The sequence below is a fragment of the Brevundimonas vitisensis genome (assembly GCF_016656965.1).
Taxonomy (GTDB): Bacteria; Pseudomonadota; Alphaproteobacteria; order Caulobacterales; family Caulobacteraceae; genus Brevundimonas; species Brevundimonas vitisensis.
In genome coordinates this window covers 1585137-1597117 of record NZ_CP067977.1, presented here as the reverse complement: position 1 = coordinate 1597117, position 11981 = coordinate 1585137, and the positions used below count along the sequence as shown (strand labels likewise).

Sequence of the window (11981 nt, the reverse complement as noted above, 5' to 3'; positions counted from 1 at the left end):
TCTTATCGAGCGAGCGTCCATCACGACGATTAATAGATGAATACTGACGGAAAAACTTAACCCTGATTGCTTCATCTGTGCCAGGAGGAGGACTTCATGAAAACTTCTGCATTCACGTTGGCGGCCATGGCCCTGTTCGGGCCAGGTGTCGCATTGGCGCAGGACGGAGGCGGCGACTGGAGCGTCGAGGTGACGGCGGGCGTGGTCAGCGACTACCGCTATCGCGGTCTGAGCCTGTCCGGCGGAGATCCGGCCGTGCAGGCCGGGGCGACCCTGTCTCATGGGTCCGGCTTCTATGCGGACGTCTATGTGTCGAGCATCGAAGAATACGGCATCGGCGACGACGGTGAGGGCTCGACGCTGGAAACGACGCTGATGCTGGGCTGGGCGGGGGCCTGGTTGGGGCTGGACTGGGACGCAGGTCTGGCCGCCTATCGCTATCCGGGGGGCGAGGACGTCGACTATGTCGAGGTGCCGATCCAGACCAGCCGGACGTTCGGCGCGGCGACGGCGACCCTGGGCGTGTCCTATGCGCCAGAGCAGGGGGCCCTTGGGCACGAGGACAATCGCTATGTCTGGACCGGCCTGGATTATGCGCCAGAGGACTGGCCCATCAGCCTGACGGCCGCGGTCGGCTATGAGGACGGGGCCTGGGCACCGGATGGCAAGACCGACTGGCGACTGGGCGGCTTTCTGCCCTTGGGCGCGGCGACTGTCGGCGTCGAATGGGTCGACAGCGACGCCGACAAGGGAGCGGTCGTCGCGAGCGTCTTCGCCAGCTTCTGATCCGTGTCCGATGTGGCGGTGTCACGGCCCGGTTCTGCGGGTGCCGTCTGCCCTGCCAGCATAGGCACCGGGAGGGCCAAGGTGGACCAGAGGTAGCCGACGATGGCGCTGCCGCCATAGGCGACGACGGGGGCGGGGTGGTCGCCCAGCAGGGCCGCTGTGATGAGGGCCAGCCAAGTCGTGCCGAAGACGGCGTGGGCGGTGGCGTTGCCGGGCCGCTGTCTCAGACCCATCAGGGCGGGGAGCAGCAGAACCGCGGTGCCGCCCCAGACGGCCAGTGCTGCGATCGGAGCGGTGGCGGCGGCGGTGCGGAACACATCGTCCACGAAGGGGGTGGCGGTGAAGGCGGCCGGCTGGGTCAGGGTTGCTGCAAACGCCGCCAGGGCGGCGGCCAGCAGCAGCCAGGACGGGCGGTCGCGCTGGAGTGCCGTCACGGTGGCGACGCCCACGACCATCGTGCCCGCCATGGTGCGATCCGGCTGGAGGGCCAGGGCCGTCGCCGCAAGGATAAGGCCGGCGGTCGTCAGCAGGTCTCTGGATCGCGCGAAGGCGACCAGCAGGAAGGGCAGGCCGATCAGGGCGGGCTGTACGCCCACGCCACCCAGAAATAACCAGCGGCGGGCACCCGATACCTCCGGACCCAGCAGGGCTGTCAGGATCAGGATCAGGCCCACCGCCACGGCGATGACGCCGACGAAGGGGCGGGTGACAGGGTCTCGCGCCCGGAAGGGCAGGACGACGATCAGTCCGGCGATCAGGGCGGCGAGGTTGAAGATCAGATAGGGGGGTGGGGCCCCGGCCTGGGCCAGGAAGACCAGTCCCAGGCCCGTCGCGGCGATGGCGCAGGTCAGGGCTGCCCCTCGAACCCCCCAGATGGCTCTCCGCGTGGCAGACGGGGCGGGGTCGATGCCGGTTGGCGTGAGGGCCGAGCTGAGAGCCTGGCCCAGGCTGTAGCCCAGGCTGTGGCGCAGGACCCAGGTGACGCAACCGAGGGCAAAGGCGAGGCGGGGGACAGGCCGGTCGATGGCGGCAGCCTCCTGGGCCATGGCCTCGCCCCAGTCGTGCAGATCGGGGGGCAGGAGGCGGCAGGCGAACCGGACGATCCGCTCGGCGGTCGTCATGCGGGCCGCGCGACGGGCCGGGTCGAGGGCGCGGCGAGAGGCGGATTGTCCGCTGCCAGGCGGTGCCCCAGGGCGGTCAGCCGATAGACATGGCGCGGCGGGCGGCCAGGCTCTGGCGGCAGCCACTGGGCCTCCAGATGCTTCTGCTGCTCCAGGCGGATGAGTAGGGGATAGAGAGTACCGGACTTCACCCCTGCCCGGCGGCACAGGTCATAGCCGTGCGACCATTCGGCCCCCGCCTCTGCCAGCAGGGACAGGACGGACCGGGCAGCGGGCGACAGGGCGCGGGCGCGGGTCATGCACTTAATTCTATATAGATCGATTTAAAGTCAAGCGCCGGCCTTGACGTAAAATCTATATAGGTAGAGTTATCCTTCAAGGGTCGAGGCGTCGGCCGCTGGACCTGAGGGAGCCGACCGATGTCCGCACGTTTGATCCGCCTGTTGCGCAGGCCGGTGGTGGCCTGGGGGATTGCGGGGCTGGTTCTGCTGGGTCTGGTCAACTGGGGCTGGACGGAACTGACGCGGCCTTGGGGCAGTCAGGCGGTCCGGTTCGATCCGGCCGGTCAGACCTGTGGCACGTCGGGGGCGCTTCGCTACTGCATCTATCGGGCCCGTCAGGGAACCAATGGCGACGTCCTGTATCACCTGCATGGGCGCGGTCTTGAGGAGACGATCTGGAACGACGACACCTATCTGACGGCCATGGTTCAGGCGCAGTGGCAGGCGCGCGGAGCCGTGCCGCCGACGGTGGTGACCCTGTCCTATGGGCCGATCTGGCTGCTGACGCCGAAGGGTCAGCGGGCCGAGAGTGGTCTGCTGGAAGACCTGATGGGTCGCCTGTCTGAGATCGAGGCCCGAACCGGTGCGCCGCGCCGCCGCCTGTTGATGGGCGAATCCATGGGCGGACTGAACGTCCTGATCGCGGGCCTGTCGGAACCGGCGGCGTTTCAGAAGGTCGCCGCCCTGTGCCCAGGGGTCTATGCCGACTCGCCCTTCGGCTCGCTGGCCAGCATGAGGGCGGCGGTGGAGCGGACGGGGGCCAATCCGAAAGCGGCCTTCGGCATCAGGATGCTGGCGCGCCGATATGTGGCCGACGAGGCGGAATGGCGCAGAATCTCGCCGCTGGCCCTGATCGAGCGGGCGGGGGCGGACTCTCCCGAGCTCTATCTGTCGAACGGGCTTTATGACGCCTATGGCAACTATGAGGGGACGCACTTGCTTGCGCAGAGGGCGACGACACGCGGAGTAAGGACTGAGTGGCGGCCCCTGTATGGCGGGCATTGCGCGACGGATGTGGCCTCGCTGGCCGATTTCCTGGTTCGCTAGGCCGGGGGCCGGGACGAGGGTCTGGCGCGCCGCCGCGGGGGTTTGCGAGGCTGGGTCTTGCGGGCCGGGGCCTCGGCGGTCAGGGCGGCAAGGGCGGCGAAGGGGCTGTCCTTGACGGGGCGGGGGGCGGTGCCGGGCTTGTCGGGTTGGCGCGCGCGGTCGGTCTTCAGCGCCTGGGTGATCTGGCGAGCCTGAACCTCGGTCCAGCCGAGAGCAGCCAGGTCTTCGGGCGTCAGGCGGGGCGGGCGGCCGGGCTCGGCGGCGGCAGCGGCGGTGCGGCGATCGGCCAGGGTTTCCAGCGCCTCGACAGGGGCCAGCCAGGGGCCGAGGTGACGCAGGCCCATGGCCGACAAAGCGCGCGCAGAGGGCACGACCGGTGGCGTCGGTATCAGGGTGCCGGCGGATGACGGCACCAGCGGCGCGGTGCCGGTGAACGCCAGGGCGAAGGCGCGGGCGCGGGGCTTCATCAGGCCGGGCAGCCAGACCGAATGGGTGCCGACCCGGATGGCAAAGGTGCGCAGGGTGCGGCGCTCGACCTGGCTGAGGGCGGCCAGATCGCGGGCGACGTCCCGCCGATCGATCAGCCCGCCGGCCTCGATCAGGCGAAAGGCGATACCGCGCGGCAGACCCTTCAGACTGCCGGTTTCGACCGCCTGCTTCAGCCGCCGCAGGTCGCGCAGGGCCCGGCCCGCCTCCGCCGCCAGCCAGGCCTCGATCCGGCGCTGGGCCCGCTCGCGCGCGGCCTGCGGGCCCAGGTCTCCGATCAGCCGGACGCGGGGCGCGAAGGGCTCGGGCCCGGTGATGCGGGCGGCCAGGTCGCCGCGCCACAGCACGTCGCCGGTCGGGGTGACGGAAAACTGGCTGTCGTCGTCGGCGGCCAGACGGCCCAGACGGCGGGTGATCTCGGGCCCCACGGCACGCAGGGCGGCGGTTTTCAGCGTGCGATCTGCCAAGGCGCTGCCGCCCGTCTCGGGCCGGAAGTGGACGCCGTCCAGGCGGCCGACCGCCTCGCCGTCCACATGCACGGCCCCGTCTGCGGACACATCGGCCAGGGGTCCGACGCTATCGTTCAGCGACCGCAACAGAGCGGTGGTGCGGCGATCGACGAAGCGGGCGGTCAACCGTTCGTGCAGGACGTCGGACAGCCGATCCTCCAGAACGCGCGTCCGTTCACGCCATTCCTTGGCACCGCGCAGCCAGTCGGGGCGGTTGGCGACATAGGACAGGGTGCGGACACCCGACAGACGGGCCGACAACTGGTCGATCTGACCGTCCTCGCGGTCCAGGGCCTGGAACCGGGGAGCGATCCAGTCCTCCTCCAGCCGACCGGTCGGGCCGGTCAGGGCCTGAAAGATCGACTTGGCCAGGCGGGCATGCTCGTCCAGCGTGGTCTTTTCGAAATCGGGCAACTGGCAAGCCTCCCACAGACGCATCAGGCCACCGCGCGAGCGGCCGACCTTCTGGATGTCCTCGTCGGTCATCAGGCGGCGCAGCAGGGTCTCGTCCAGGGCCTGTTCCGACAGGCTGAGGCCGCGCCGCTGAGGCAGGGCGACCAGGGATCGCAACAGGTCGGGCAGGCTGTCGAAATCCAGCCGGCCGTTGCGCCACTCGGCGGCCTCGACGGGATCGAAGCGATGCTCGACTACCTGTTCGACCAGGTCCGGGTCCAGTTCCTCGGTCTCGCCGGTGACGCCGAAGGTGCCGTCGCGCAGGTGGCGGCCCGCCCGTCCGGCGATCTGGCCAATCTCATGGGCATGCAGCCAGCGCGTGCGGCGACCGTCGAACTTTCGCAGGCCCGCGAAGGCGACATGGTCGACGTCCATGTTCAGCCCCATGCCGATGGCGTCGGTGGCCACCAGGAAGTCGACCTCGCCCGACTGGAACAGGGCGACCTGAGCATTGCGGGTCCGGGGGGACAGGCTGCCCATGACGACGGCGGCCCCGCCCCTCTGGCGGCGGATCAGCTCGGCGATGGCATAGACCTGGTCGGTGCTGAAGGCGACGATGGCGCTGCGCCGGGGCAGGCGGGTCAGCTTCTTGGACCCGGCATAGGACAGGGTGGACAGCCGCTCGCGGGTGACGATCTCCAGATCAGGGATCAGGGACCGCATCAGCGGGGCCATGGTTCCGGCCCCCAGGAACATGGTTTCGGACCGGCCCCGGGCATGCAGCATCCGCTGGGTGAAGACATGACCACGCGCAGGGTCGGCGACCAGCTGTATCTCGTCCACCGCCAGGAACTCGACCGACCGCTCCAGCGGCATGGCTTCGACCGTGCAGACGAAATAGTGGGCGCGCGGAGGGACGATCTTTTCCTCGCCCGTGATCAGGGCGACGGCATTGGCCCCGCGCCGGGTGACGATCCGCTCATAGATCTCGCGGGCCAGCAGACGCAGCGGCAGGCCGATCATGCCCGAGGCGTGGCCCAGCATCCGCTCGACCGCCAGATGGGTCTTGCCGGTGTTGGTGGGCCCCAGGACCGCGACGACGCGCGAGGGGGCCAGACCTGCGGATCGGTCGGACATAATGGAGGAAGGTGGCGTGTCCGGACCGGTTCCTCAAGCGGAACCTTATTCTCGCAGCGCCTCGACCGCTGAGACCAGCCGGGCGAGGTCTGACGCGGACGACAGGCGGTGGTCGCCGCCTGAGATCAGGTCCAGCCGGACGTCGCCGCCGGTCAGCCGATCCAGCAGGGCGGACTGGTGTGTCCACGGCACGACATCGTCGGCCCGGCCCTGCAGAATATGCACCGGCGCGGACACCGGGATCGGGGCGTCCAGCAGAAGCCAGTCGCGTGCCTCCTCGAACATGGCGCGGGTCAGGACGTACGATCCGAGGCCCTCTTCGGTGATGGTCGCCTCGCCGTCGCGCAGAATGGTCTGGCGGATGTGATCGTCCAGGCCGGGCCACATCAGCCGCTCGGTAAAGTCCTGGGCCGGATTGACCAGAACCAGCCCCGTCATCCGCTCGGGCCGGGCCAGGGCGGCCAGCAGGGCGACCCAGCCGCCCATGGAGGAGCCGACAGGGATCACCGGCCCGTCCAGATGGTCGATCATGGCAATGGCATCGGCCCGCCAGCGGCCGACCGTGGCCGCGCGCCAGTCGCCGGACGAGCGGCCATGGGCGAAATGGTCATACCGCACATAGGACCAGCCGCGCTCGCGGGCCGCCGCCTCCAGGGCCAGAGCCTTGGTCCCCTCCATGTCCGAACGGAAACCCCCGATCCACAGGACGGTGGGGCCACTGCCCGCCACCGACCGCCAGGCCAGGGTTTCCCCGTCGGGGCGGTGAAGAATCCGGTCGCTGTCTTCCATGACGCCCTCTTTCAGGCCTCCAGTTTCACGGCCTGCCTCTCGCCCAAATCGCCAAGGCCTGATAGCCAACCGCCCTGAACGACACCAAGGCGGTTTCCTTGCCCCAAGCCGATGCCCGACCCAAGGTCCTTTTCATCAGCCCCAACCGGATCGGCGAGCATGTGATCGCGTCCGGCATCATGCGCGAGATCGGGCGGCGCTGGCCGGGGGCGGCCATCACCGTGGTGGCCAGCGGGCCGTCCTCGGCCTTTTTCCGGTCGGCGCCGGGGGTGGTGCGGACCATCGTCATCGACAAGGCCCCGCGCGCCGGACACTGGCGCACCCTGTGGCGGCAGGTGGCGGGCTCGCGCTGGGACGTCGTGATCGACACGCGCGGTTCGATCACCGCCTGGCTGGTGCGAGCCAGAGAGCGGTACGTCTATGGCCGCAGGCTGGAAAAGGGCCAGCCCAAGGTCGAGATGATCGGGGCCCTGATGGGGCTGGATCGGCCACTGGAGCCGGAGCTGTTCATCGACGATGCGGCGCGGGAAAGGGCCCGGGCCGTGCTGGAGCCCCAGTTGGCGGGCGGGGCCGGACCCGGCCCGACCATCGCCCTGGCCCCGATTGCGGTTCAGCCGGGCAAGAGCTGGCCCGCCGAGCGCTGGGGGCAGTTGGTCGAGCGTCTGAAGGCCGAGCCCCGGTTCGACGGCTGGCGCTTCATGGCCATCGGCGGGCCCGGCGACCAGCCCTTTGCCGTGCCCATGCTGGCGGCGGCGGGCGAGCGGGGCATCGATTTCGTGGGCAAGGGCGACATCCTGGCTTCGGCGGCGGCCCTGACACAGGTGGATCTGTTCGTCGGCAACGATTCCGGACTGATGCACACGGCGGCAGCGGCGGGTACGCCGACGCTCGGCCTGTTCGGCCCGACCCAGTGGTGGCTGTACGGCCCGCGCGGACCGCGCACGGCAACGGTGGCCAGCAACCCGGTCCAGGGACAGTTCGCCCCCATCGAGGACTTGAGCGTCGATCAGGTGCTGGACGCCGTGCTGGCGCTTCAGGCGCGCTATCCGGCCGGGTCATCCCGCGCATGAAGGCAGAGCGGCCCCAGGTCCTGTTTGTGGCTCCCGACCGGATCGGCGACTGCGTCATCGCCTCGGGCGTGATCCGCGAGATCGACCGGCAGGTGCCGGGGGCGGCGATCACCGTCGCCTGCGGACCGCCGGCGGCGGCCCTGTTCCGATCGGCACCGGGCGTGGTGCGGGTGATCGTCCTGCACAAGAAGAAGATGGCCGGGCACTGGATCGCCCTGTGGCGACAGACCTTTGCCACGCGCTGGGCCATGGTGATCGACATCCGGGGATCGCTGCTGGCCTGGCAACTGCGGGCCAAGGTCCGGAAAATCTACAACCGCAGCTATGAGGGCGGTCGAAAGGTGCAGACCGTGTCGCGGATGATGGGTGCCGCCACCGATCTGGAGCCGGAGATCTTTCTGGACGACAAGGCGCGGCGGGACGCCGAGGCCGTGATCGCACCGCAACTGGCGTCCGGGGCCGGGCCGGGCCCGATCCTGGCCCTGGCTCCGATCGCCAATCAGCCCGGCAAGAGCTGGTCACCCGAACGGTGGGGCGAACTGACGGCACGACTGATGGCTGAGCCACGCTTCGAGGGCTGGCGCTTCATGCCGATGGGCGGGCCCGGCGACGAGCGGTTTGCAGCCCAGACCCTTGAGGCTGCCGGGCCCCGAGGCATGGATTTCGTCGGGCGAGGGGACATTCTGGCCTCGGCGGCGGCAATGGAGCGGGCCACGCTGTTCGTCGGCAACGATTCCGGCCTGATGCACGTGGCCGCCGCGGTCGGCCGCCCGACGCTGGGCCTGTTCGGGCCCACTGAGTGGTGGCTTTACGGGGCGTGGGGTCCGCATGCCCGCACGGTCGCCTCCAACCCCAACCAAGGACAGTTTGCGCCGATCGAGGATTTGGACGTCGATCGTGTCTTTCAAGCCGTGCTCGATCTGTATGACGCCTATCCTCCGGTGACCGAGCCTTGAACCATGGGCCTTTCGCGGTCATATAGGGGCAGGAGGGAACGCGACCGGCGGTCGCGCGTCCTTTCATGACTTGATGAACTCTTCGCCCACATAAGGAAACGACGCCCATTCGCCGTCCCATGCAAACGCCGCCCGTCAAGGATGGGCCGCGTATGAACCAGGAAATCCGCGCCCCCCGCGTTCTGCTCATCGATCAGAACGGCGAGAAGCAGGGCGTCATGCCGACCTCGTCCGCGCTCGAAGCCGCAGAGGAGGCCGGGATGGATCTGGTCGAGATCGTTGCCACGGCTGATCCGCCCGTTTGCAAGATTCTCGATTACGGCAAATTCCGCTTCCAGGAGCAGAAGAAAAAGGCCGAGGCGCGCAAGCGCCAGAAGGTCGTCGAGCTGAAAGAGATCAAGCTTCGGCCCAATATCGACACTCACGACTATGACGTGAAGGCCAAGGCCATGCATCGCTTCTTCGAGGAGGGCGACAAGGTCAAGGTGACGCTGCGTTTCCGTGGCCGTGAGATGGCCCACCCCGAACTGGGCATGAAGCTGTTGAACAAGGTCCAGGCCGATTTCGACGAGGTCGCAAAGGTCGAGTTTGCACCGCGCATGGAAGGCCGCCAGATGATCATGATCCTGGCCCCGAGATAAGCCTTACGCTCTCCGCACCATGCGGTGTGGAGAGCGGCCATTCTTGCGCCGAAATGCGCATCGCGTGATCGGTAGATCCGCGCTATCTGGCGTCCCATGACGCGCACCGAAACGACGACTCCCGCCCCTGCGCCTGTGCGAGACGAGAGGGCGGCGCTGGCCGTTCTGTTCGCAGTGGTCTTCATCAATCTGGTGGGCTTCGGCCTGGTCGTGCCGCTGCTGCCGTTCTTCGGCCAGAGCCTGGACGCACAGGCCTGGCAGATCGCCTTGATGTTCTCGGCCTATTCCCTCGGTCAGTTTTTCGCCGAGCCCTTCTGGGGGCGTCTGTCGGACCGGATCGGGCGCAGGCCCGTGCTGCTGATCACCGTGGCCGCCAATGCGGTCGGCTATCTGATGCTGGCCTTTGCACCGAACATATGGGCCGCGATCGCCATCCGACTGTTCACCGGCCTGGGCGCGGGCAACATCTCTACGGTTCAGGGCTATGTCGCCGACGTCACCCCGCCGGACAAGCGCGCGGGCCGGATGGGGCTGATCGGTGCGGCCTTCGGCCTGGGCTTCATCGTCGGGCCGGGTCTGGGCGGGGTGCTGGTGCACGAGGAGTTGGGGCGACTGGGATATCAGCTGCCCATCTTCGTGGCCGCGGCCCTGGCGGCTCTGGCCGCTGTGGGGGTGATTGTCTTCCTGAAGGAAAGCCGCGTCCGTGCGACGGCCGAGACCCCGCCGCCGCAACGGTTCCTGGCCGGTCTGCATCAGGCCTTTGCCGACCCGGTGGTGTCGCGGGTCCTGCTGGTGACCCTGATCTATATGGCCGGTTTCTCGGGCATGGAGTCCACCTTCGGCCTGTGGGCGGAGGCCCGATACGGATGGGGCGCGCGCGAGGTCGGCCTGGCCTTTATGGCTGTGGGCGTGGTGTCGGTGATCGGCCAGGCGCTGATCGCCGGACGGCTGGCCCGGCGGTTCGGAGAGGCGCGGGTGCTGGCGTTCGGCTGTCTGTTGTTCGGCGCCGGTCTGGTGGGCCAGGTGCTGTCGCCATCCCAAACCCTGGTCCCTGTCATCATGGCGTTCGGCGCGCTGGGGATGGCGCTGACCATGCCCAATGTCTCGGCCCTGATTTCGCGCTCGGTGGAACCGGACCGGCAAGGCGCGATGCTGGGCCTGAACATGGCCACCAGTTCGATCGCACGCATCTTCGGGCCGATCGTGGCCGGCGCGATCTTCTCTGGTGTCGGCCACGACTGGCCCTTCCTGATCGGGGCGATGCTGACCGTTCCTGCGGCTGTGATGGCGATCAACGCCGGGCGCGCCTTCGTGCGGAAGACGGCGACGTTGGCATAAGCAAAATCTATCAAGATCGCAGGTTTAACTTGCTTGACTTGTGCGCCGCAACATCCCATTTCGCGGATGCAGCGCGCCGCCTCCCCTTGCCGGTGTGCAAACCAACGAAAAATGGAGATACGCATATGCTGGGCGTCGGTCAGACCCTGCCTGAGTTCAAAGTCGTCGGCGTCAAGCCGGGCTTCAACACCCACGAAGAAAACGGCGTCTCGGCCTTCGAGCCGATCACCAACGAATCCTTTGAAGGCAAGTGGAAGGTCATCTTCTTCTATCCGAAGGACTTCACCTTCGTCTGCCCGACCGAAATCGCCGAGTTCGCCAAGCTGGGCCGCGACTTCGCCGACCGTGACACGGTCGTCCTGGGTGGCTCGACGGACAATGAGTTCGTGAAGCTGGCCTGGCGCCGCGACCACGCCGACCTGGACAAGCTGCCGATCTGGTCGTTCGCCGACAACGGCGGCAAGTTCGCCCGGGCCCTGGGCGTGCTTGACGAAGCCGAGGGCGTTGCCCTGCGCGCCACCTTCGTGGTCGATCCGCACAACGTCGTTCAGCACGTCTATGTGACCAACCTGAACGTTGGCCGCGCCCCCGCCGACACCCTGCGGGTCGTCGATGCTCTGCAGACCGACGAACTGTGCGCCTGCAACCGTCCGCTGGGCGGCGAGACGCTCGCGGCTTAAGGCAGAATGTGAGGGCGGCAGCAGTTATGCTGCCGCCGCTCGCTCGTTTCATTTAGGGGCGCTATCGCTCACGACGCGGTCGCTCGCTGCTTGAGCGAGGACGCGTGCAGGTCCCCGTGATGCCCTTCGGCTCAAGTAGCGAGACGCCGTGCGTCGAGCGGTAGCCGACCTCTCCGAAGGAGAACAACAATGTCGATCGACACCCTGCGCGACCTGCTGCCGGCCTATGCGAAGGACATTTCGCTGAACCTGTCCTCGCTGGCCTCGGAAACCATTCTGAGCGACCAGCAGAAGTGGGGCACCTTCCTGGCTTCGGCCCATGCCATCGGCGTGGCCCCGGTGGTTCGCGCGATCGAGGCCCAGGCCGCGACTGTCCTGAGCCCGGAAGCCATGAACGCGGCCAAGGCGGCGGCGGCCATCATGGGCATGAACAACATCTACTATCGTTCGCTGCACCTGATGAAGAACCACGAATACACCACCCTTCTGGCCCGTCTGCGGATGAACGTCCTGGCCAATCCGGGCGTGGAAAAGATGGACTTCGAACTGTGGTCGACGGCGGTCAGCGCCATCAACGGCTGCGGTGCCTGCCTGGACGCCCATGAGGGCGAACTGCGCAAGCACGGCATCGCCAACACCCAGGTCCAGGCCGCCCTGCGGATCGGCGCGGTCGTCCACGCCGCCAGCCGTATCATCGCCTCGGAGACCGCCCTGGCCGCGTAAGGCCACGGCTATCCAGCGCACAGC

Annotated in this window: 11 protein-coding genes; 8 read left to right on the top strand and 3 right to left on the bottom strand. The window is 68.1% G+C overall.

The window, feature by feature from the left end; translation table 11 throughout:
* Positions 1-96 precede the first annotated feature (96 nt).
* Complete coding sequence (locus tag JIP62_RS15140; RefSeq protein ID WP_230974692.1) at positions 97-786, top strand: TorF family putative porin; 690 nt, start codon at positions 97-99, stop codon at positions 784-786.
* Positions 787-1903: 1117 nt separating this feature from the next.
* Here the strand turns inward: JIP62_RS15140 and JIP62_RS08065 are convergent.
* Complete coding sequence (locus tag JIP62_RS08065; RefSeq protein WP_201101612.1) at positions 1904-2206, bottom strand: PadR family transcriptional regulator; 303 nt, start codon at positions 2204-2206, stop codon at positions 1904-1906.
* Between the two features lie 120 nt (positions 2207-2326).
* Between JIP62_RS08065 and JIP62_RS08060 the strand changes: the two genes are divergently transcribed.
* Complete coding sequence (locus JIP62_RS08060) at positions 2327-3235, top strand: alpha/beta hydrolase-fold protein (RefSeq protein ID WP_201101610.1); 909 nt, start codon at positions 2327-2329, stop codon at positions 3233-3235.
* Here JIP62_RS08060 and JIP62_RS08055 read toward each other — a convergent pair.
* Positions 3232-5760, bottom strand: a complete 2529-nt coding sequence (locus tag JIP62_RS08055) for a helicase-related protein (RefSeq protein WP_201101608.1) — start codon at positions 5758-5760, stop codon at positions 3232-3234. The two genes, JIP62_RS08060 and JIP62_RS08055, sit on opposite strands and share 4 nt — an antisense overlap.
* Before the next feature lie 45 nt (positions 5761-5805).
* Complete coding sequence (locus JIP62_RS08050; protein WP_201101607.1) at positions 5806-6549, bottom strand: alpha/beta fold hydrolase; 744 nt, start codon at positions 6547-6549, stop codon at positions 5806-5808.
* Positions 6550-6647: 98 nt separating this feature from the next.
* On the opposite strand from JIP62_RS08050, the gene JIP62_RS08045 reads away from it, so the two are divergent.
* From JIP62_RS08045 to JIP62_RS08020, 6 genes are all read left to right on the top strand, one after another.
* Positions 6648-7619: a glycosyltransferase family 9 protein gene (locus JIP62_RS08045; RefSeq protein ID WP_230974691.1), complete on the top strand. Its 972-nt coding sequence runs from the start codon at positions 6648-6650 to the stop codon at positions 7617-7619.
* Positions 7616-8575: a glycosyltransferase family 9 protein gene (locus tag JIP62_RS08040; RefSeq protein WP_201101605.1), complete on the top strand. Its 960-nt coding sequence runs from the start codon at positions 7616-7618 to the stop codon at positions 8573-8575. The genes JIP62_RS08045 and JIP62_RS08040 overlap by 4 nt, the downstream gene beginning before the upstream one ends.
* Positions 8576-8694: 119 nt before the next feature.
* The gene (infC, locus tag JIP62_RS08035; protein ID WP_201101603.1) at positions 8695-9216 is read left to right on the top strand and encodes a translation initiation factor IF-3; all 522 of its coding nucleotides are present in this window, start codon (positions 8695-8697) and stop codon (positions 9214-9216) included.
* 96 nt (positions 9217-9312) lie between these two features.
* On the top strand, positions 9313-10554 hold the full coding sequence (locus JIP62_RS08030; protein WP_201101601.1) for an MFS transporter: 1242 nt from the start codon (positions 9313-9315) through the stop codon (positions 10552-10554).
* 125 nt (positions 10555-10679) lie between these two features.
* A complete protein-coding gene (locus JIP62_RS08025) occupies positions 10680-11234 on the top strand; it encodes a peroxiredoxin (protein WP_201101599.1) in 555 nt (184 codons plus the stop codon).
* 189 nt (positions 11235-11423) lie between these two features.
* Positions 11424-11957 carry a carboxymuconolactone decarboxylase family protein gene (locus JIP62_RS08020; RefSeq protein ID WP_201101598.1) on the top strand — a complete coding sequence of 178 codons (534 nt, stop codon included), beginning with the start codon at positions 11424-11426 and terminating at the stop codon, positions 11955-11957.
* Positions 11958-11981 lie beyond the last annotated feature (24 nt).